The organism is Saccharopolyspora antimicrobica, from assembly GCF_003635025.1.
Taxonomy (GTDB): Bacteria; Actinomycetota; Actinomycetes; order Mycobacteriales; family Pseudonocardiaceae; genus Saccharopolyspora; species Saccharopolyspora antimicrobica.
Map to the genome: position 1 here is coordinate 6,465,366 of NZ_RBXX01000002.1, position 20,205 is coordinate 6,485,570.

18 protein-coding genes are annotated in these 20,205 nt (G+C 71.8%); 13 read left to right on the forward strand and 5 right to left on the reverse strand.

Annotation, left to right across the window (positions count from 1 at the left end; translation table 11 throughout):
• Positions 1-3 precede the first annotated feature (3 nt).
• On the forward strand, positions 4-1,680 hold the full coding sequence (locus ATL45_RS30640; protein WP_093146464.1) for an amidohydrolase: 1,677 nt from the start codon (positions 4-6) through the stop codon (positions 1,678-1,680).
• A gap of 107 nt (positions 1,681-1,787) precedes the next feature.
• Here ATL45_RS30640 and ATL45_RS30645 read toward each other — a convergent pair whose 3' ends face one another.
• From ATL45_RS30645 to ATL45_RS30655, 3 genes are read right to left on the reverse strand one after another with little or no spacing between them, the layout of a single operon-like run.
• Entirely contained in the window at positions 1,788-2,732 is a 945-nt protein-coding gene (locus ATL45_RS30645) for an alpha/beta hydrolase fold domain-containing protein (RefSeq protein WP_093146465.1), read from the reverse strand.
• A complete protein-coding gene (locus ATL45_RS30650; RefSeq protein ID WP_093146466.1) occupies positions 2,729-3,670 on the reverse strand; it encodes an alpha/beta hydrolase in 942 nt (313 codons plus the stop codon). Before ATL45_RS30650 ends, ATL45_RS30645 begins: the two co-directional genes overlap by 4 nt.
• A 12-nt stretch (positions 3,671-3,682) precedes the next feature.
• Complete coding sequence (locus ATL45_RS30655) at positions 3,683-4,642, reverse strand: aldo/keto reductase (RefSeq protein WP_093146467.1); 960 nt, start codon at positions 4,640-4,642, stop codon at positions 3,683-3,685.
• A gap of 106 nt (positions 4,643-4,748) precedes the next feature.
• Between ATL45_RS30655 and ATL45_RS30660 the strand changes: the two genes are divergently transcribed.
• The 8 genes from ATL45_RS30660 to ATL45_RS30695 all read left to right on the forward strand — a co-directional run bounded on the left by ATL45_RS30660 (position 4,749) and on the right by ATL45_RS30695 (position 14,106).
• On the forward strand, positions 4,749-6,113 hold the full coding sequence (locus tag ATL45_RS30660) for an amidohydrolase (RefSeq protein WP_246025643.1): 1,365 nt from the start codon (positions 4,749-4,751) through the stop codon (positions 6,111-6,113).
• Between the two features lie 113 nt (positions 6,114-6,226).
• Complete coding sequence (locus ATL45_RS30665; RefSeq protein WP_093146468.1) at positions 6,227-7,207, forward strand: methyltransferase; 981 nt, start codon at positions 6,227-6,229, stop codon at positions 7,205-7,207.
• A gap of 213 nt (positions 7,208-7,420) precedes the next feature.
• The gene (locus ATL45_RS30670) at positions 7,421-8,929 is read left to right on the forward strand and encodes an ABC transporter substrate-binding protein (protein WP_093146469.1); all 1,509 of its coding nucleotides are present in this window, start codon (positions 7,421-7,423) and stop codon (positions 8,927-8,929) included.
• 92 nt (positions 8,930-9,021) lie between these two features.
• Positions 9,022-9,963 carry an ABC transporter permease gene (locus tag ATL45_RS30675; RefSeq protein WP_093146470.1) on the forward strand — a complete coding sequence of 314 codons (942 nt, stop codon included), beginning with the start codon at positions 9,022-9,024 and terminating at the stop codon, positions 9,961-9,963.
• Positions 9,960-11,705: a dipeptide/oligopeptide/nickel ABC transporter permease/ATP-binding protein gene (locus tag ATL45_RS30680; RefSeq protein WP_246025644.1), complete on the forward strand. Its 1,746-nt coding sequence runs from the start codon at positions 9,960-9,962 to the stop codon at positions 11,703-11,705. Before ATL45_RS30675 ends, ATL45_RS30680 begins: the two co-directional genes overlap by 4 nt.
• A 134-nt stretch (positions 11,706-11,839) precedes the next feature.
• Entirely contained in the window at positions 11,840-12,655 is an 816-nt protein-coding gene (locus ATL45_RS30685; protein ID WP_246025645.1) for an ATP-binding cassette domain-containing protein, read from the forward strand.
• A gap of 5 nt (positions 12,656-12,660) precedes the next feature.
• Entirely contained in the window at positions 12,661-13,254 is a 594-nt protein-coding gene (locus ATL45_RS30690) for a TetR/AcrR family transcriptional regulator (RefSeq protein ID WP_093146472.1), read from the forward strand.
• 126 nt (positions 13,255-13,380) lie between these two features.
• Positions 13,381-14,106, forward strand: a complete 726-nt coding sequence (locus tag ATL45_RS30695) for an alpha/beta fold hydrolase (RefSeq protein WP_170210397.1) — start codon at positions 13,381-13,383, stop codon at positions 14,104-14,106.
• Here the strand turns inward: ATL45_RS30695 and ATL45_RS30700 are convergent, their stop codons facing one another.
• Complete coding sequence (locus ATL45_RS30700; protein WP_093146474.1) at positions 14,107-15,072, reverse strand: aldo/keto reductase; 966 nt, start codon at positions 15,070-15,072, stop codon at positions 14,107-14,109.
• Positions 15,073-15,171: 99 nt separating this feature from the next.
• On the opposite strand from ATL45_RS30700, the gene ATL45_RS30705 reads away from it, so the two are divergent.
• Positions 15,172-15,912, forward strand: a complete 741-nt coding sequence (locus tag ATL45_RS30705; RefSeq protein ID WP_170210398.1) for an SDR family NAD(P)-dependent oxidoreductase — start codon at positions 15,172-15,174, stop codon at positions 15,910-15,912.
• 87 nt (positions 15,913-15,999) lie between these two features.
• Positions 16,000-17,109, forward strand: a complete 1,110-nt coding sequence (locus tag ATL45_RS30710; RefSeq protein ID WP_093147469.1) for a zinc-binding dehydrogenase — start codon at positions 16,000-16,002, stop codon at positions 17,107-17,109.
• A 6-nt stretch (positions 17,110-17,115) separates the two neighbouring features.
• On the opposite strand, the gene ATL45_RS30715 is transcribed toward ATL45_RS30710, so the two are convergent.
• The gene (locus ATL45_RS30715; RefSeq protein WP_093146475.1) at positions 17,116-17,679 is read right to left on the reverse strand and encodes a TIGR03086 family metal-binding protein; all 564 of its coding nucleotides are present in this window, start codon (positions 17,677-17,679) and stop codon (positions 17,116-17,118) included.
• A gap of 121 nt (positions 17,680-17,800) precedes the next feature.
• On the opposite strand from ATL45_RS30715, the gene ATL45_RS30720 reads away from it, so the two are divergent.
• Positions 17,801-18,988, forward strand: coding sequence for a Bcr/CflA family multidrug efflux MFS transporter (locus tag ATL45_RS30720; RefSeq protein WP_093146476.1), 1,188 nt, complete (start codon positions 17,801-17,803; stop codon positions 18,986-18,988).
• A 41-nt stretch (positions 18,989-19,029) separates the two neighbouring features.
• Complete coding sequence (locus ATL45_RS30725; protein WP_093146477.1) at positions 19,030-20,199, forward strand: GDSL-type esterase/lipase family protein; 1,170 nt, start codon at positions 19,030-19,032, stop codon at positions 20,197-20,199.
• Positions 20,200-20,205 lie beyond the last annotated feature (6 nt).

Here is a 20,205-nt window from a genome sequence, read left to right on the forward strand (position 1 = left end):
GCCATGAACACCGCAGACCTGATCCTGACCGGCGCCACGGTGTACACAGTGGACGACAGGCGGCCGTGGGCGACGGACCTGGCGATCGCCGGCGGCGAGCTGCTGGCGATCGGCGACCGCGACGAGGTCGCCCGCCACGGCGGGGACGGCACTGCGGTGGTCGATCTCGGCGGCGCGTTCGTCATGCCCGGGCTGGTCGACGTGCACAACCACCACGTGCTGGCCGGGATGGCCGACCTCTTCGAGCTCTCGGTGGATCCCGCGGCGGACCTGGCGCAGGTGCTCGCGGCTGTCGCCGAGCAGGCTCGTTCGGTGGGCCCGGACGAGTGGGTGATCGGCGGGTCGTGGGGCTCGCACCTGGTCGGCGAGCTCTCCCGCGAGGCGGCGTTGCGAGCGCTCGACGAGGCGTCGTGCGGCAGGCCGGTGTTGCTGTCGGACGACAGCCACCACAACCGGTGGGCGAACTCGCGCGCCCTGCAGCTGGCCGGGATCGGTGCGGACAGCGCGGATCCGGCAGGCGGCGTGATCGTGCGCGACCAGGACACCGGGCGGCCGACGGGGTTGTTGCTGGAACGCGCGGGGATCGCCGCCGCCCGGGCGGTTCACGACGCCGCCGCGCCGACGGCCGAGCAGCACCGCCGCGCCTCGCGGCGGGCCGTGGAGGTGCTGAACTCCTACGGCATCACCGCGTTCCAGGACGCCGGTGCGTCGCGGGACGTCATGCGGGCGTTGCAGGAGCTCGACGGCGACGGCGAGCTCAGCGCCTGGGTGGTCAGCTCGATGCTGATCAACGATCCGATCTTCGGGTTCGCCCCGATCGGCGCGGACCTGCTGGCCGAGGGCGAGCGCTACCGCAGCGCGCACCACCGGCCGGACTTCGTCAAGATCTTCCTCGACGGGGTGCCGCCGACCCGCACCGCGGCGTTCCTCGACCCCTACCTGCCCGACCACGCGCACGGAGCGCACCACCACGGCGAGCTGAGCATGCCGCCGGAGGAGCTCCTCGGCTGGCTGCGGTCGGTGGCCGGTGCGGGGCTGTCGGCGAAGATCCACTGCACCGGGGACGCCTCGGTGCGCGCGACGCTGGACGCCGTGGCGCAGATCCGGGCGGAGGGCAACCGGTCGAGCCGGTTCCAGATCGCGCACGGCCAGTTCGTGCACCCGCAGGACCTGCCGCGCTTCGCTGAACTCGACGTCATCGCCGACATCTCGCCGTTCCTGTGGTTCCCCGGCGTGATCCCGGCGGCCATCGCCCAGGTGCGCCCGGCGGAGCTGGCCGGGCGGATGCAGCCCAACCGGGCGCTGCTGGACTCCGGCGCGCTGGTCGCGGGCGGATCGGACTGGCCGGTGAGCACCTCGCCCAACGTGTGGGAGGGCATCCAGGGGTTGGTGACCAGGCAGGATCCCAGCGGAACCCACGCAGGCTCGCTGTGGCCGGAGCAGGCGCTGTCACCGGCCGAGGCGATCGAGGTGTTCACCATCAACGGTGCCCGGGCGATGGGCCTGGGCGAGGTGACCGGATCGCTGGTGCCGGGCAAGTCGGCGGACTTCGTCGTCCTCGACCGCAACCCGCTCGACCACCCGGTGCACGAGCTCGCCCGCACCACCGCGCGGGAGACCTGGTTCGCCGGTCGCCGGGTCTTCTGGCGAGCGGAATCCTCAAGCGCACCAACCGAATGACGGCGGCCGAGCGGCGCAACCGGGTGCGTCCGAACGACAGGTAGGATGGGGACGCCGACCGCGCGCTTCCCGCATTCCCCCTCGGGAGAGCACGCGGTCGGCCTCGTTCAGCCGAACACCCGGCGCAGCCAGGAATCCCGCGCCGCCATCGCGGCCCGCGACACCTCGGCGTGCGGGGCGGAACCGGCGAAGCCGTGGTAGCCGCCGGACCACACGTGCAGTTCGGCGCGGCCGCCGGTGGCCCAGATCCGCGTCGCGTAGTCGATGGCCTCGTCCCGGAAGACCTCCGCGGCACCGACCGAGATGAACGCCGGTGGCAGCCCGGACAGGTCGTTCGCGCGCGCCGGTGCCGCGTACGGCGAGACCGCGTCGGTGCCGCGCCGCGAGCCGAGGATCGCGTTCCACGCGGTGTCGTTGTTGTTGCGGTCCCAGGCGCCGATGCCGTCGTACTGCCTGCTGGAGACCGTTTCGTTGCGGTCGTCGAGCATCGGGCAGTCCAGCAGCTGCCCGACCAGAGCGGGACCACCCCGGTCGCGCGCCATCAGCGCGACGGCCGCGCTCAGCCCGCCACCCGCGCTTGAGCCGCCGACCAGGATGCGCGCCGGGTCCACGCCGAGCTCACCGGCGTGCTCGGCGAACCAGCACAGGCCCGCGTAGCAGTCCTCGGCAGCGGCGGGCGCCGGGTGCTCCGGGGCGAGCCGGTATTCGACGGTGACCGCGACAGCACCGAACCGCAGCACGTCGTCGACCAGTCCAGCGGCCCCGAACGCGCGGTTGCCCAGCACCATCCCGCCGCCGTGGATGCTGCAGATGCCCGGCGCGCCGCTGATGCCGCCGCGCGGTCGCAGGACGGTCAGCTCCACGCCGGGTGCGGTGACGTGCTCGAAATCCACCGGCCGGTCGCCGATCGCGGCTTCGACCGGCGGGACGATGGAGTCGAAGTGCGCGCGGTTGGCCAGGATCGTCTCCGCGCGCAGCGGGACCTGCTCGACGAGTTCGAGGAATGCGGCCAGGCCCGGTTCCAGCTCGGGGTCGTAGGGCACCGGGGTCATGGCGCCAGCACCCGCCGCAACCAGGACAGCCGCGCGGCCAGCGCGGCCCGGGTGATCTCGGCGGCCGGGGCGTAGATGTCGAAGCCGTGGCAGCCGCCGCTCCACACGTGCAGTTCGGCGCGGCCGCCGGTGGCCCAGATCCGCCGGGCGTACTCGACGTCCTCGTCTCGGAAGCCCTCGGCGCTGCCGACCTCGATGAAGGCGTGCGGCAGGTTCGACAGGTCCGCGGCGCGGCTCGGCGCGGCGTAGGGGGAGACCTCTGCGGCGTCGCCGACCAGCGCCGACCAGCCCGCGATGTTGGTCTCCTGCGGCCACGGGCCGAGGCCCCGGTACTGGTGGCTGGCCACCGTGGTGTTGGTGTCGTCGATCATCGGGCACAGCAGCAGCTGCCCGGCCAGCGCCGGGCCGCCGCGATCGCGGGCCAGCAGCGCGACGCCCGCGGACAGCCCGCCGCCCGCGCTGCCGCCCATCACCACGATCCGCGCCGGGTCGATGTTCAGCTCCGCCGCGTGCGCCGCGGTCCACACCAGGCCCGCGTAGCAGTCCTCCACGGGTGCGGGGTGCGGGTGCTCGGGCGCGAGGCGGTACTCGACGTTGACGGCAACGACGCCGAGTTCCAGCACCAGGTCGACGAGGCGCTGGTTGTCCATGTCCCGGTTGCCGAGCATCATGCCGCCGCCGTGGATGTTGTACAGCGCGGGAACCGGGTGGTCGAGCCCGCGCGGGCTGAGCACGGTGATCGCGATGCCACCGCCGGCGGTGTGCTCGGCCACCTCGACCGGGCGGTCGCCGATGACGTCGGCGGCGGTGGGGAACATCGAGGCCATCGCGCGCCGCAGCTCGGGGAGCGTCTCGGCGGTGTACTCCGGTGGCGTGCCGTCCGGAGGTCCCAAGACCGCTGCGATCTCCGGGTCGAAAGGTACTGGGGTGTGGGGCATTTCGAGCTCCTGTCAGGGGCCTTCCGGGGAGACGGCGTCGCGGTCGGCCCAGAACGGCTCGACCAGCGCGCGCAGCTCGTCGGAGCCGACGCGCGCCAGCAGGTCGAAGGCTCCGATGTTCTGCTCGACCTGCTCCAGCCGGCTCGCGCCGACCAGGGTGGAGACGTTGGCCGGGTGGGTGAGGGTGAAGGCGATGCACAGCTGCGCCGGGGTGGTGTCGAGCTTCTCGGCGAGGTCGGTGAGCACCGGCACGGCGGCCAGGATCGTCTCCCGGATGCCGCCCGGGTCGCGTCCGATGGCGCGTCCGGGAGTGGTGTTGCCCGCGAGGATCCCGCCTTCGAGCACGTCGGAGGCCTCCATCTGGAAACCGGCGCGGAACAGCTCGGCGAAGGGCGCACCGTCCGGAATGGACCGTCGTGCGACGCTGTACTTCAGCTGCGCCAGCTGCGGCCCGGGAATCCCGTCCCGGTCGGCGATGGCGCGCAGGGCGTGGATGTTCGGGGCGGACCAGTTGTTCACGCCCCAGGCGCGGATCAGCCCGTCCCGGGCGAGTTCGGCGAGATCGCCGACCAGGTCGTCCAGCGGCACGTCGTCGCGCCGCAGATCGCCGAGGATCACCAGATCCGCGTGGTCGAGACCGGTGCGCAGCAGCGTGTTCTCCAGCTGCGGGCGGAAACCGCGCGACCCGAAGCCCTCGATCCACAGCTTGGCGGAGAGCAGGAAGTCCTCGCGGGGCGGGCCGATCGCCCGCATGATCGCGCCCCAGATCACGTCGGTGAAGGTCGGGGGAGCGCCGGGAAAGCCGTAGACGCCGACGTCGAAGAGGTTGACGCCGCGGTCGAGGGCGTGGCGGACCATCGCGACCGCATCGGCGAAGTCCACCCGGTCGTAGGTGTGCCAGGAACCCAGGGAGAGCGCGGAGGCTTCGAGGTCGGTGCTACCGATGCGGCGGTGCGGAACGGTGGTGTGCACGGATCGCCGGCTCCTTCGGATCGAGCGGGTGCAGCGGCACGAACCTGGGTTAGTCTACAGGCGTTGACTCAAATGTCGAGTCCACGGCGGAGAAAGGGGAGTGCCCGTGCGCGCAGCAGGGGACAGCACCCGGGAGATCGCCGACCTCGTCCTGCACGGCGGGGTCGTTCGCACCATGACCGAGCAGAACCCGGCGGCGACCGCGATCGCCTTGCGCGGCGGGCGGATCGCCGCGATCGGCACCGACCGCGAAGTGCTGGCGCTGGCCGGCCCGGCCACCGGGACCATCGATCTGGCCGGGCGGGCCGTCCTGCCCGGGATCAACGACGCGCACCTGCACGCCACCTGGCTCGGTGCGCTCTGGCCGCGAACCCTGTTCGGATCCGGCGGCGGTGACCCGCGAAATCCGTTGCGCACCAACGAGGAGCGCCGCGCGGCGATCCTGCGGGCCGGTGAGCTGCTGGCCTCCCTCGGCATCACGAGCTACACCGAGCCCGGCCTCGGGCCGGGGGAGGACGCCGGGCCGACCGGCGCGTTCGGCAGCCCGGTCGTGGCGCAGTACCGCGAGCTCGCCGCCGAGGGAATGCTGAAAGCTCGCGTCACGGTGCTGTCGCTGTACGGCGAGCTGGACGGCCGGAGTTCGCTGCCCGACGTGCTCGCCGGGCTGGAGGCCGACCGCTCCAGCGCCGATCCGCGGTGGCTCAGGTTCGCCGGGGTCAAGATCTTCGCGGACGGCATCCCCCCGATGCGCTCGGCCTGCACCAAGTGCGGTTACGCCGACGGGAGCTCGGCAGGCCTGCTGGTGGACGGGGTCGACGACGCCGATCGCGAGCACAACCTGACCCGGATGATCGTCGCCGCGCACCGGGCCGGGCTGCAGGTGGGCGTGCACGCCACCGGTGACCGCTCGATCGAGGTCGTGCTCAACGCGGTCGAACTGGCCGGAGTCGGGCACGGCGCGGATCTCGGGCACTACGTCATCCACGGTGACATGGCCTCGTCCGAGCAGCTGCGGCGGATGGCCGATCTCGGCGTCGGGCTCGACGTGCAGCCGGGAATCGCCCTGTGCACCAGCGAGCAGGTCGACGCGGTGCTCGGGCCCGGGGCGGCGGCGGAGTCCTGGCGGCTGGGGGAGGCGCTGGAGTTCGGCGTGCGGATGTGCATCACCTCCGATGCGCCGGTGCTCTCGCCCGACTGGCGGCGCCAGATCGCCGCGGCGGACGAATGGCTGGGCCCGGCGGAGGATCCCCGGCAGCGCGCGGCGCAGCTCCTGCGCTGCTGCACGGTCGAACCGGCTCGCCAGGACGGCGCCGCGTCGTGGAAGGGAACCCTCGCACCCGGGATGGCCGCGGATCTGTGCGTTCTCGCGGCGGACCCGCTCGCGGTCGCACCGGCCGAGCTGCCGGAGGTCGATATCGACCTGACCGTCGTGGACGGGCGGATCGTCCACGACCGCACGGGGATCGGCTGATTGCTCCACAGTGGCCTTTCCCGACACGCGATTTCTGTTGTACGGTCTCGAAATCGAGCGGAGGGCACCGAGCCGCACCTTCTCCCACACACATCCCCATTCCTGGAGGAAGCATGTCCGCAGCATCGACGCCGGAGCGCATCGTCGACATCGCCATCGGGTACATGGGCGCCAAGCAGCTCTTCGCCGCCGCGCGCACCGGAATCTTCCGCGAACTCACCGCGGGTGAGCGCAGCATCGAGCAGCTGGCCACCGGGACGGGACTGAGCGAGCAGACGGCCCGAATCCTGGCCGACGGGATGAACGCGCTGGGGCTGCTCGACCGCCACGACGGCCTCTACCGCCTCGCTCCGGACGCGGCCGAGTTCCTCTCGGGCGATGGCGAGACGGATCTGCACCCGTTCCTCGGCTTCCTGAACGAGATCAGCTTCGGCCACTGGTCGCAGTTCGACGCCACCGTGGACACCGCCGAGCCCGGCGACCTGCAGATGGACGAGAAGCGGTGGGCGACGTTCATGGCCGGTGTCATGCGCTACAACGCCCTGCACGCGGCGATGCTGACCAGGAGCTTCGACTTCGCGCCGTACCGGGACATGCTCGACTTCGGCGGGCTCTCACCGGCCTTCGCGATCGGTGCGATGCGGGCCAATCCCGAGCTGTCGGTCCGCTTCACCTTCGCACCGGACTTCACCGACGGCATCACCGGTGCGCTGGAGTCGGCCGGGCTGAGCGGGCGGGCCCGGATCGACCCGGCGCCGACCGACACCGCGGATCCGGGCGGTGCGCACGACATCGTCATGCTCAACCACGTGATCCACCGGTTCTCCGCGGAGCAGAACCGGGCGATCCTGGGCCGGGCGCGAGCGGCGGCGCAGGACGGCGCGACGTTGCTGCTGCTGGACTTCCTGCTCGACGACGACGAGCGGCAGCGCGGCATCGACGCCCTGCACGCGGCGGAGTACCTGGTCATCGACGGCACCGTGGTCTACCCGGCCGCCGAGGTCTTCGGCTGGTTGCGGGAAACCGGTTGGCAGCCGCGAGAAGTCCTGGAACTGCCGGGAAGTCCGCGCGTGATCGTGGCCGCCGCGGGCTGAGCCGAGGCGGGAAATGGCCTCGTGCGGGCGGATTCCGGCGAGGCCATTGCATTTTTAGCCGACATCCGTAGACTCAACGGCCACGACGCGGTGCGGCGGCGAGCAACGAGCCCCTCCCTCGCGTCCCGCTCGCCCGGGAAATCCGCAGCCGGTGGCGAGGATCCTCCCGTTTCGAACGGTCATCAGCGCCCCTCTCGCCGGAGGCAGAGATCCATGAAGAGGCTCTGGAAAACCGCACTCGCCGCAGTCCTCGCACTGACCGCGGCCGGATGCACGAGCATCGCCGGGAATTCCGGCGCAGCGACCGACGTGCTCAAGATGGGCACGTTCCAGGACGTGACGTCGTGGGACCCGGCCAACGCCGACATCGGCTTCGACGGCCCCTACCTGTCCGCGGTCTACGACGCGCTGGTCGCGCTCGACGAGAACTCCCAGCCGGTTCCGGCGCTGGCGACCTCCTGGTCGTTCTCGCCGGATTCCCGCACGCTGACCATGCAGCTGCGCACCGGCGTCACCTTCGCCGACGGGCAGCCGTTCGACGCGGCGGCCGCGGTGAAGAACCTGGAGCACCTCCGGGCCGGGGCGCGCTCCGGGCAGGCGTACCTCAACGTCGATTCGGTCACCGCGGTGGATCCGCAGACCATCGCCCTGCACCTGACGCGCAAGGACGACACCCTGCTGTACTTCATGGGCCTGGGGCGCAGCTGGATGGCCTCGCCGGCCGCGATCGACCGCGGCGACCTGGCCACCGACCCGGTCGGCTCCGGCCCCTACGAGTACCGCACCGCCGAGTCGACCGCCGGTGCGCAGTACGTGTTCGCCAAGAAGCCGCAGCACTGGGACGCCGCGACCTACCCGTTCGCCGGCGTCCAGATGTTCCCGATCACCGACCAGACCGCCAGCCTCAACGCGATGCTGTCCGGTCAGCTCAACGTCGCCTTCGCCAATCCCGCGGAAATCCCGCAGGCGCAGCAGAACGGCTGGAACGTCTCCTCGAAGGTCGCCTCCTGGGTAGGCATCCAGTTCGTGGATCGCACGGGCCAGCGCCTCGCGCCGCTGGGCGACGTGCGGGTGCGCCGCGCGATCAACCACGCCTTCGACGGAGCGGCCATCCTCAAAGCGGTCGGCCAGGGCGGCGGAACGGTGAGCAGCCAGGTGTTCCCGGTCGGCGACCCGGCCTACGACCCGGCGCTCGACGACCGCTACGCGCACGACATCGCCGAGGCCAAGCGGTTGCTGGCCGAAGCCGGTCACCCGCGGGGATTCGCGGTGCGGATGCCGATGTCGCCGATCTTCCAGGCCTGGCAGCCGGCCGTGCAGCAGACCCTCGGCGAGCTCGGCATCACGGTCAGCTGGGACGAGATGTCGCAGGCCGACTACCAGAAGAACGCCGCGACCTACCCGATGTTCATCGCCGTCATCGCGATGGACTCCAACCCGATGGCCTCGGTCGCGGGCCGCTTCACCACCGAGCAGTGGTACAACCCGGAACCGTCGATCGAGGCCTTCCCCGAGGTCGCCGAGCTGGTCGCGCGCACGGAGGCGGCCACCGGCGACGAGCAGATCGGGCTGGCGCGCGAGCTGAACGGCAAGCTCGTCGACCTGGCCTGGCAGGACGTCTGGTACCAGGCGAACAACACCTACTTCAGCGTTCCGGGCATCAAGGTCACCCCGATCACCGGAATGATGTTCCCGACCCTCCGCTTCATCCAGCGCGGCTGAAGGAATGTTTCCAGTGGCCGGTTTGCGTGGCGGTGCGAGTTCCGGCATCCGTGAGCGCTTCGGGGCGCCTACTCACCCGAGAGGGGTGCGCAATGCTCAAGTTCACCGTCCGGCGGTTGCTGTCCGGGCTCGTCCTGCTGGTCGTGGTCACCTGCGGTTCGTTCTTCCTGGCGCACCTCGCGGTCGGCGACCCGACTGCCGGGCTCCTCGGCAACAACGCCACTCCGGCGCAACAAGCGGCGCTGCGCCAGCAGCTCGGGCTCGACCGGCCGCTGCCGGTGCAGTTCTGGGACTGGGCCTCGCACGCCGTCCGCGGCGACTTCGGCACCTCGTGGCGCAGCTTCCAGCCGATCTCCGAGCAGATCGCGCTGCGCGTGCCGGTGACGCTGTCGGTGGTCCTCGCGGCCACCTTCCTGGCCGCCGCGCTGGGGCTGGTGATCGGCTTGGTGGCCGGGCAGCGGCCGGGCGGGCTGCTGGACCGGTGCCTCAAGCTCGCCTCGGTGGTCCTGTTCGCGCTGCCCGGTTTCTGGGTGAGCCTGGTGCTGGTGCTCTGGTTCGCCGTGCAGCTGCGCTGGTTCCCCGCGGTGGGCTACGTGTCGCCGGACGAGTCGGTGCTCGGCTGGCTGCGCTCGATCACGCTGCCCGCGGTGTCGTTGTCGCTGACCGCGATCGTGCTGGTCGCCGAGCAGCTGCGCAACGGCCTGCTGGAGGTCGGCGGGCAGGACTTCGTCCGCACGCTGCGGGCGCGCGGCCTGCCCGAGCGCAGGGTGGCGCTGCACGTGCTGCGCAACGCCTCGCCCGCGGCGCTGACCGTGCTGGCGCTGATGTTCGTCGGGCTGCTCGGCGGCGCCGTGGTCGTCGAGGTGGTGTTCAACCTGCCGGGCATCGGCAGCCTCACCCAGTCGGCCTCGCAGATCGGCGACATCCCGACGCTGCTCGGGCTGACCGCCGTGACCGTCGTGTTCGTGGTCGTCGTCAACTTCCTGCTCGACCTCGTGCTCGGGTGGGTCAACCCGAAGGTGCGTGAGAAGTGACCGCAACCGCGCATGCCGACCGCGGCCTCTGGCGGCGCTACCTGCGCCGTCCCGCCGGAGTTCTCGCCATGGCGGTGTTCCTGCTGGTAGTGCTCGCCGGCCTGCTGGCACCGCTGCTCGCACCGCACGACCCCAACTACGTCGACTTCACGCTGGCGCAAGCGCCACCGGGCCCCGGGCACCTGATGGGCGGTGATTCCACCGGGCGCGACATCTTCAGCCGCCTGCTCTACGGTGCGCGCACCACCGTGTACGGCGCCGCCGTCGCGTGCCTGACCGGGATCGCGCTCGGCGTGCCGGGCGGTGTCGCGGCCGGTTACCTCGGCGGCCGGGCGGACCGGATCGGCTCGTGGATCAGCGACGCGGTGCAGTCGGTGCCCGGCATGGTGGTGCTGCTCATCGTCGCCGCGGGCACCGGCTCGAACTTCACCGTGCTGATGGTGACGATCGGCGTGTTCATGGCGCCCGGCTACTTCCGCATCTCGCGTTCCCGAGCGTTGGCCGTGCGCAAGGAGCCCTACATCGACGCGGCCCGCGTCGCGGGCCTGACCAACGCCCAGGTGCTGCGAAGTCACGTGCTGCGAGCGGTGCGCGCGCCGATCATCATCCAGACCGCGCTCACCGCGGGCATCGCGATGGGGATGCAGACAGGACTCCAGTTCCTCGGCGTGGGCGCCGCGTCGACGCCCAGCTGGGGCCAGATGATGAACGACGGCTTCCGCACCATGCTGAACCACCCGTTGATCCTGCTGTGGCCCTCGGCCGCGCTCGGCGTGACCATCGCGGCCCTGGCGTTCATGGGTTCCACGCTCGCCGACCTGGTGAGCGTGCGGACCGGCGAACCCGGTCGCCACGACCCGGCCGGGCCCGACCAACCGGCCACGGGCTCGCTGGTGCACCGGCCGGAGCAGGCGGCGCTGCGGATCGAGAACCTCCGCGTCTCCTACCGCGCCGGAACGAGCGGGAAGCAGGTGGTGCACGGGATCTCGCTCGACGTCGGGCCCGGCGAAGTGCTGGGCATCGTCGGGGAATCCGGCTCGGGCAAGTCGCAGACCGTGTTCGCCGCGCTGGGGCTGCTGCCCGCCGCCGCCCGCAGCACCGCCGACGGCATCCGGATCGGCGGCCGCGAGGTCGGCGGCCTGCCGCGCGGCAAGCGGCATGCGCTGCTGGGAACCGAGATCGGCTACGTGCCGCAAGAGCCGATGAGCAACCTAGACCCCTGCTACACCATCGGATACCAGCTGGTCGAGCCGCTGCGCGCGGTGCACGGCCTCGGCAAGGCGCAGGCGCGGGAGCGCGCCCGCGAGATCCTGCAGCGGGTGGGCATCGCCGAACCCGACCGGCTGCTGGCCAGCTACCCGCACCAGATCTCCGGCGGGATGGCGCAGCGGGTGCTCATCGCCGGAGCCGTCGCGGGGCGTCCCGGCCTGCTGGTCGCCGACGAGCCGACCACCGCGCTCGACGTGACGGTGCAGGCCGAGGTCCTGGAGCTGCTGCGGGAACTGCAGGCCGAGCACGGCATGGCGATGGTGATCGTCACGCACAACTTCGGCGTGGTCGCCGACATCTGCGATCGCGTGGTGGTGATGAAGGACGGCGCTATCGTCGAAACCGGCCCGGTCGGCCGGATCTTCGCCGAACCCGCCGACCCCTACACCGCCGAACTCATCCGGGCGTCCCAGGAAGACACCGAAACCCGCGCTGATCTCGACGCGGCACAGGACCGGCCGGTGCGCGCATGAAAAGCACCGAGTCCTACGAAACCGCACCCCAGGGGACCGTGATGCAACCCAGCCAGAAGAAGCCGGAAAACGCGAGATCGACGTCCAACGCAACCGCCACTGTCAATCGCGCAGAGGCGGAACCGCTCCTGGACGTGGCTGATCTGGTGGTGGACTACCGCCGGGGGCGGAGGACCTTCCGCGCGCTGCATGGGGTGTCGCTGAGCATCGGGGCGGGGGAGTGCGTCGGGCTGGTCGGCGAGAGCGGTTCGGGCAAGTCCACGCTGGGCAAGGCGATCCTGGGCCTGAGCCCGGTGTCCTCGGGTTCGATCCGCATCGACGGGCGCGACATCACGCGCGCGAGCGGAGCCGACCGGCGCCGGCTGGCCGCCGACGTGCAGGTGGTCTTCCAGGACCCCTACGGCTCGCTGGACCCGGCGATGACGGTCGGCCAGGCGGTGGCCGAGCCGCTGCGGGCGGCCGGAACCGACCGGGAGACCGCCCGCGCCGCGGTCGCCGAGATGCTCGACCAGGTGCGGCTGCCCGCGGACGCGGCTGCCCGCTACCCCGGCGAGTTCTCCGGCGGGCAGCGGCAGCGCATCGCCATCGCCCGGGCGCTGGTGCGCCGGCCGCGGCTGATCATCTGCGACGAGCCGGTCAGCGCGCTGGACCTGACCACCCAGGCGGCCGTGGTCGACCTGTTCATCGACATCCAGCGCGAGACCGGCGTGTCCTACCTGTTCATCTCGCACGACCTGGGTGTGGTGCGCCGCGTCTGCCACCGGGTTTCGGTGATGTACGGTGGGCGAATCGTCGAGTCGGGGGCGAACGAGACGATCACGCGCAGCCCGGCGCACCCGTACACGCGTCGACTGCTGCTCGCGTCCCCGGTCGCCGACCCGGCCCGGCAGGCCGAGCGCAGGCGAGCGTGGCTCCGGCTGCGCAGCCCGGGCGAGTCGAGCACAACGTAGGGGCCATGCCGAAGATCATCGATCACGACCAGCGACGCAGGGAGATCGTCGAGGTCGCCAAGCAGCTCATCATCGAGGGCGGCTTCGAGGCCGCGACCATGCGCAGCATCGTCGCGGCGGCGGGTTACGCCAACGGTGCGCTCAAGCGGTACTTCCCGAGCAAGGACAGCATCATCGCGGCCACCTTCCAGAGCGTGCTGGCCGAGATGAACGAGCGCTCCGGCGAGCAGCGCCCGGAACCCGAGGACGCGGAAGCGGCCCTGCGCCACTACGTGGAGGCCGCGCTGCCGCTCGACCAGTACCGGATCGACTCGGCGCGAATCCTGCTGGCCCTGTGGGAGCACTCGGTGGCCAACGAGGAGCTGGCGGAGCTGTACCGCGAGCACCTGCGAACCTGGCGGGCCCAGCTCGCGGAGCGCATCGCGGCGGCCCGCGGCAAGGGCGAGCCGCCGGACGCCCCGGCGGTGACGGCGCTGGCGGGCGAGGTCATCGGCGTGTCCATAGGAGCGAACGTGACCTGCCTGATGTTCCCCGACGGAGCCCTGATCCCGGAGTACCGCGCCTACGTCGACCGCCTCCTCCGCCACATCGCCGACTGAATCGGAGCGGAACTACGGCGGGAGCGATTTCACGACTCGCCCGGTGGTGCGGCACCTCGTGAACGGTGGTGGGCCTGTCGATCGGGGCTCCCAGCGGCGGGATTTTTGGTCTACGTTCGTAGAATGATGACTGAGCTCGCTGTCACCCGCACTGTTCCGGACGAGGTCACCGGCCCCGCCGTCGTGCTGCTCCACGGCTTCGCCTCCAGTGGCGCGCAGGACTGGCCCGCCGATCGGTGGGCCCGGCCGCTGGCCGCCGCCGGACGCGAAACGCTGGTGGTCGACCTGCCCGGGCACGGCGCCAGCCCGCGCGTCGACTCGGCTGCCGAGGGCACCACCAGTCGGGTGCTGGAGAAGCTCGTCGCGGCGCTGCAAGCCGTCGGTGCTGATTCCGTCGACGTGGTCGGCTACTCCCTCGGGGCGCGGTTGGCGTGGGATCTCGTTGCGGTGAGCCCGATTCCGGTGCGTCGACTGGTGCTCGGCGGGCTGAGCCCGGTGGAGCCCTTCGGGGCGGTGGACGTCGCCGCCGCTCGCGCTGCGGCGCGGGGCGGCGACCGGCCCGCCGATCAGCTCACCGGCATGGTCCTGGGCATGGCGAGCGCGCCCGGGCGGGACACCGAATCGCTGCTGTCGCTGGTGGAAGGCCTGGCGCGTGAACCGTTCGATCCGGCGGCCGCTCCGCCCGGAGTTCCCGCGCTGCTGGTCGGGGGAGCGGACGATCCCATGTCGCAGGGCATCGACGAGCTCGCCGGGCACCTGCCGCAGGGCGCGGTGCTGCGCGTTCCCGGGGATCACCTCGGAGCGCTCGCCGGTGATGAGTTCCAGGCTGCGGCGGTGGAGTTCCTCCGCTGATCACCAGGTTCCGTCGGGGCTGAGCTCCCGGTCGAGCCAGAGGTGCTCCAGTGCCGCGCGGAGCTGGGCCCCGTGCTCCTGCCACAGGCGCAGGGCGGCCAGGTTGTCCGCCAGCTGCTCCGCGCAGCTCACGCCGAACAGCACGTTGGCCACCGCCGGGTGCTCCAGGCAGAACGCGATCGCGGCCTGTGCTGCGGTGGCACCGAATTCGGCCGCTGCGGCCGCGACGTCGTCGGCTGCCGCGCGGATCTGCTCGCGGATGTTGCCCGGGTCGGCGCCGATCTTGCGCTGCGGGTGCTTGCGGCCGGCGAGGATGCCGCCTTCGAAGACGTCCGAGGCCTGCAGGGCGAGGGTGCCGGCGCGGAAGTGCTCGCCGTACGGGCCGCCCTCGGCCATCGAACGGCGGACGATGCTGTACTTCAGCTGGGCGAAGCACGGCGGTACCAGGCCCTCGCGTGCGGCGAAGTCCACTGCGGACGTCAGGTCCGCGGCGATCCAGTTGTTCACGCCCCAGCTGCCGATCCGGCCCGCGCGGATCTGCTCGTTGACGTCCAGCACGATCTGCCGCACGTCCGGCTTCTCCAGGTAGTCGCCGACGACCGCGGTGTCCAGGCGCGCCACGCCGACCCGGTCCAGGGAAGTGGTCAGCTGCTCCTCGAAGCCGGTGTGCGGGTACTCCCACAGCCACAGCTTCCCGCACAGCTGGTAGCGGTCTCGTTCGATCCCCGCCGCGCGAACGGCTTCGCCGAAGATGATGTCGGTGCGGGCCTGCTCGGCGTGCGGGCCCATGTTGTAGTGCGCGACGTCGAACAGCGTCACGCCCCGCTCGATGGCGGTCGTGATTAGCTCGACCGCGTCGGCGAAGTCCATCCGGTCCCAGGTGTTCCAGGAGCCGAGGCCGAACACCGAGGTCCGCACTCCGCCCGGGCCGAGCTGCCGGATCGTGGATCTGCTCCGTTCGTCCACGATTCTCCCTTCATCGCAACGGCTTTTTAGTCTACGTTCGTATAATAAAACGTGATCCGGGTGCGCGGCAGGTGCCGCGCCGATCGAGGGTGGTCTGCGATGGGCGAGCTGTCCCGAGTGGTGCTGGTGACCGGAGGAGGCAGCGGAATCGGCCGCGGCGTCGCGGAATCCTTCGCGGCAGGCGGCGATCGCGTGGTGGTCGCCGACATCTCGGTCGGCGCGGCCGAATCGGCGGCGGCCGAGCTCGGCGTGGAGTGGGTGGAGTTGGACATCTCCGACGCCGACGCGGTGGAGGCCGCGGTGAGCCAGGTGCACGACCGAATTGGTGCGGTGGACGTGTTGGTCAACAACGCCGGGCTCACTGCGGGCGGCGGTCCGCTGGTGGAGCTGGACATCGCCGCCTTCGACACGTGCTTCCGGGTGAACCTGCGCGGCACCTTCCTGATGACCAGGGCGGTCGGCGCGCGGATGGCCGAGCGCGGCGAAGGCGGAGCGATCGTGAACATCACCTCGATCGGCGCGCGGCAGCCGACACCCGGTCTCGGGCACTACGAGGCGAGCAAGGCTGCCGTCGAGGCGCTGACCAGGTCGGCGGCGATCGAGCTGGCGCCGTGCGGAATCCGGGTCAACGCGGTGGCGCCCGGACCGGTGCGCACGCCGATGACCGCCGGGCTCACCGCCGACGCCGCCGCCCGCACCGCGTGGGAGCAGCGGATCCCGCTGGCCCGGATCGCCGAGGTCGCCGACGTGGTCCCGGCCGTGGTGTTCCTCGCCTCCCCGCAGGCCCGGCACATCACCGGCGCGAGCCTGCAGGTCGACGGCGGCCAGCTGCTCGGCTGAGCTGTCGAGTTGTTGCCAGGCGCGACTTTTCCGTCTCCGTTCGTAGTCTGATGATCGTTCGTGGTGTTCCGCGAGAAGGGGTTGGCGATGACGCTTCCGACGACGACCGCGGCGGCCGTGCTCACCGGGCACGTGCAGCCGCTGGCCCTGCAGGAGGTCCCCCTGCCCACCGAGGTCGAGCCCGGTGCGGCGCTGGTGCGGATCACCTGCGCCACGCTGTGCGGCACCGACGTGCACCTGTGGCAGGGGCGGATGACCTTCCCCGGGATGCTGCCGGTGATCCTGGGTCACGAGATGGTCGGCGAGGTCGTCGCGGTGGGGGAGTCCACATCGGACGCGCTGGGCAGGCCGATCGAGCCGGGCGCCCGCATCGGCTGGTCGGAATCGGTGTGCGGCCGCTGCTACGGCTGCACCGTCCTGCGCGAACCGGTGGCCTGCACCGACCGCGGCTACGGCTTCCGCCAGCGCGCCGACCAAAGCCCTTACGCGACCGGCGGTTTGACGCAGCTCTGCTACGTCACTCCCGGTGCCGCCAAGCTCCTGCTGCCCGACGAGGTGCCGGACACCTGGGCGGCGATGTCGGGCTGCGCGGGCAAGACCGTGCTGCGCGCGTTCGACCGGGCGGGCGGCATCCGTCCCGGCTCGACCGTGGTGGTGCAGGGCGCGGGCGCGCTGGGCATCTTCGCCACGGCGGCCGCGCGGATCGCCGGCGCGGCGCAGGTGATCACCATCGGCGGCCCCGACGACCGGCTGGCGACCGCGACCCGCTTCGGCGCCGACGTGACGGTGCCGCTGAGCCGCAAGCCGGTGGGCCGGATCGCGACGGTGCGGGAGCGCACCGGCGGTCGCGGCGCGGACTACGTGTTCGACTTCGCTGGTGCCGACACCGTCGGCGCCGAGGCGGTGGGCATGGCGGCCCAGCAGGGCACGATCGTCGTGGTCGGCTCGACCGGCTCCAAGCCCACCCCGGTGCCGCTGGGCGAGGTGATGGGCAAGGAGCTCACCGTGCGCGGCTCGCTCAACGGCGACATCTCCGACTACCACCGGGCGCTGGAGTTCTTCCGCACCTTCGCCGACCGGATGCCCTGGGACGAGCTGTTCAGCGAACCGGTCGGCCTGGGCGGGGCGTCCAAGGCGCTGGCCGCGATGGCCAACCAGGGCAAGATCAAAGCCGTGATCGACCCCCGCCTGCCCTGAGCCCGGTCAGGGGTGCCAGCCCGGATCCCGGCCGGTCAGCCCGATGAGCCGGTCCAGCGGCGGGGCGTCTGGGGAGACCTCGACCGGTGGGCCGAACGGGCCTTCCTCGGACCCGGCGGCCGGGCCGACGAACTCCAGGCACGCGGCCAGGGACTCCTCGTCGCAGTCGAACGGCTGCCCGGTCGCCTTCGCGAGGTCCCAGCCGTGCACCACGAGTTCGTCCAGCGCGATCAGACCGGCCACTGGGCCAGGCAGCTCCAGGCCACCGGCCTGCGTCATCCCGTCCCAGGCCGCCGGGTCCTCCCAGGCCCTCGCCAGCGCGGTCAGCTGCTCGGGGATGCGGGTTCGCCAGTCGGCGGGCAGCCGGGAAGCGTCACCGGAGGGGCCCTGCGCGGTGAGCGAGAGGTCCTTCACCGCGGCGGCGGTGAAGGCGACGCTGAGCCCGCTGATGTGGTCGATCAGGTCGCCGGCGGTGTACTCCGAGCACGGGGTCGGCGCGGTGAGCTGGGCATCGGTGACGCCGGTCAGCAGTCCGGCCAGCCGGTCGGCGGCGGGGGTCAGATCGTGCATCGGATCTCCTCGGAGCGTCGAATCACCGGTGCATACGACCATGAACCACCGACGTCGGCTCCGCGCGCGGTCGGCTAACGTGCGGTCGGCTCATTTGCGCGGCGAACGAACGAGGCGGGGGATGTCTGCACCGGACAGGACCAAGTACGTGCTGATCCTGGGCGGGTTGTCCGCGTTCGGCCCGCTGGCCATCGACATGTACCTTCCCGCCTTCCCGGAGATCGCCGCCGAACTCGGCACCGGGGCGTCCCAGGTCCAGCTGTCGCTGACGGCCTGCACGCTCGGGCTCGCGCTGGGGCAGCTGGTGGCCGGGCCGCTCTCGGACACCTTCGGCAGGCGGCGCCCGCTGCTGATCGGCCTGGTGGTGTTCACGCTGGCCTCGCTGCTGTGCGCGTTCGCCCCGTCGGCGTACGCGCTGGCCGGGTTGCGGCTGGTGCAGGGATTGGGCGGGGCGGCCGGGATCGTCATCGCGCGGGCCGTGGTGCGCGACATGTACTCGGGCGTCGAGATGGCCCGGTTCTTCTCGCTGCTGATGCTGGTCAACGGGCTGGCGCCGATCCTCGCGCCGCTCATCGGCGGGCAGCTGCTGCAGGTGACGTCGTGGCGCGGGGTGTTCCTGGCGCTGGGCCTGATCGGGGCGGTGATGCTGGTGGCGTCCGCCTTCGGCGTGCGCGAGACGTTGCCCGCGCAGAACCGGCGGGCCGGGAACCTGGGCGACACGCTGCGCAGCTTCCGCGCGCTGCTCGGCGATCGCGCGTTCGTCGGGTGCTCGCTGTCGTCCGCGCTGGCCTTCGCGGCGATGTTCGCCTACATCTCGGGTTCGTCGTTCGTGCTGCAGGACGTCTTCGGCATGTCGCCGCAGATGTTCAGCCTGGTCTTCGGGATCAACTCGCTGGGCATCATCCTCGTCGGACAGCTCAACGCCCGCCTGGTCGAGCGCGCAGCGCCCCGCCGCCTGCTGGCCATCGGCCTGGGCTGCACCGCGCTCGGAGGAGTCGCGGTGGCGGTGTCGGCGGCCGTCGGCGCAGGCCTGGCCGGGCTGCTGCCCGCGCTGTTCCTGGTGGTGTCCAGCATCGGCATGGTCTCGCCGAACGCCACGGCGCTGGCGCTGTCCGGGCACCCGGAGACCGCAGGCAGCGCTTCGGCGCTGCTCGGTGTGATGCAGTTCTCCGCGGGAGCGCTGGCCGCACCGCTGGTCGGCTCCGCAGGCACCGACACGGCTTTGCCGATGGGCCTGGTCATGGGCGGTTTGTCGGTGGCCGCCGCGCTCGTCTTCGCGGTGCTGGTCCGGCGCGGGGCCACGGCGTAATTCAGGTGCGCCTCGGGCACCGAGTTGACAGGGTGGGGCGCATGAACAACCCCGTGGCGGTGCCGATCACCACCCCGATCACCGACAGCATCGTGCGCGGTGCGCTGGAACTGGAGCGGACGGAACGCGGAGTGCGGCCGCACCGCCTGCCCGCGAAAGCGCGCGCGCAGTGCGCCGACGGGCAACTGGCCATGGTGGAGTCCCAGCCGTCCGGGGTTCGGCTGGCCTTTCGCACCGCGGCGACCGCGATCGAGCTCGACGTGCTGGGCACCAGAACGGTCTACCGGGGCGCCCAGACCCTGCCCGGCAACGACTACGACCTGCTCGTCGACGGCCGGCTGGCCGACCGGGCCAGGGCGACCGGTGGCAACGTGATGACCATCGACATGGCCACCGGCGGCGTGGACACCGAAACCGGCCCGGTCGGCACCGTCCGGTTCACCGGGCTCGCCGCCGAGAACAAGGACGTCGAGATCTGGCTGCCCTACCGGGAGACCACCGAGCTCGTCGAGCTGCGCACCGACGCGCCGGTGGAACCCGCCCCGGACCGCGGCCGCCGGGTGTGGCTGCACCACGGCAGCTCGATCAGCCACGGCTCGAACGCGGAGAGCTCCACCACCACGTGGCCCGCGCTGGCCGCGGCCGCCGGTGAGGTGGAGCTGATCAACCTCGGGCTCGGCGGCAGCGCGCTGCTCGACCCGTTCACCGCCCGCGCGCTGCGCGACACCCCGGCGGACCTGATCAGCGTCAAGATCGGCATCAACGTGGTCAACGCCGACCTGATGCGCCTGCGCGCGTTCGGCCCGGCGGTGCACGGCTTCCTCGACACGATCCGCGAGCGGCATCCGAGAACGCCGCTGCTGGTGATCTCGCCGATCCTGTGCCCGATCCACGAGGACACACCGGGCCCCGGAGCCCCGGTGTTCGCGGACGGGATGGTGCGGTTCCGGGCGATGGGTGATCCGGCGGAGCGCGCCACCGGGAAGCTGACGCTCAACGTCGTCCGCGAGGAGCTGGCGCGCATCACCGCGCAGCGGGCGGCCGACGACCCGAACCTGCACCACCTCGACGGGCGCGAGCTCTACGGCGAGGCGGACTTCGCCGAGCTGCCGCTGCCGGACGCGCTGCACCCCGACGCTGCGGCGCACCACCGCATCGCCGAGCGCTTCGCGGAGTTCGCCTTCGGAGGACCGTTCCGCGCCGTGCTATAGGTATCC

What these genes read in the sequence shown, in the direction of transcription:
- ATL45_RS30645 (WP_093146465.1), bottom strand. Translation starts at nt 2,732, where the DNA reads ATGACCCCGGTGCCCTACGACCCCGAGCTGGAACCGGGCCTGGCCGCA.
- ATL45_RS30725 (WP_093146477.1), top strand. Translation starts at nt 19,030, where the DNA reads ATGAACAACCCCGTGGCGGTGCCGATCACCACCCCGATCACCGACAGC.
- ATL45_RS30665 (WP_093146468.1), top strand. Translation starts at nt 6,227, where the DNA reads ATGTCCGCAGCATCGACGCCGGAGCGCATCGTCGACATCGCCATCGGG.
- ATL45_RS30695 (WP_170210397.1), top strand. Translation starts at nt 13,381, where the DNA reads ATGACTGAGCTCGCTGTCACCCGCACTGTTCCGGACGAGGTCACCGGC.
- ATL45_RS30640 (WP_093146464.1), top strand. Translation starts at nt 4, where the DNA reads ATGAACACCGCAGACCTGATCCTGACCGGCGCCACGGTGTACACAGTG.
- ATL45_RS30715 (WP_093146475.1), bottom strand. Translation starts at nt 17,679, where the DNA reads ATGCACGATCTGACCCCCGCCGCCGACCGGCTGGCCGGACTGCTGACC.
- ATL45_RS30690 (WP_093146472.1), top strand. Translation starts at nt 12,661, where the DNA reads ATGCCGAAGATCATCGATCACGACCAGCGACGCAGGGAGATCGTCGAG.
- ATL45_RS30720 (WP_093146476.1), top strand. Translation starts at nt 17,801, where the DNA reads ATGTCTGCACCGGACAGGACCAAGTACGTGCTGATCCTGGGCGGGTTG.
- ATL45_RS30705 (WP_170210398.1), top strand. Translation starts at nt 15,172, where the DNA reads ATGGGCGAGCTGTCCCGAGTGGTGCTGGTGACCGGAGGAGGCAGCGGA.
- ATL45_RS30670 (WP_093146469.1), top strand. Translation starts at nt 7,421, where the DNA reads ATGAAGAGGCTCTGGAAAACCGCACTCGCCGCAGTCCTCGCACTGACC.
- ATL45_RS30675 (WP_093146470.1), top strand. Translation starts at nt 9,022, where the DNA reads ATGCTCAAGTTCACCGTCCGGCGGTTGCTGTCCGGGCTCGTCCTGCTG.
- ATL45_RS30650 (WP_093146466.1), bottom strand. Translation starts at nt 3,670, where the DNA reads ATGCCCCACACCCCAGTACCTTTCGACCCGGAGATCGCAGCGGTCTTG.
- ATL45_RS30710 (WP_093147469.1), top strand. Translation starts at nt 16,000, where the DNA reads ATGACGCTTCCGACGACGACCGCGGCGGCCGTGCTCACCGGGCACGTG.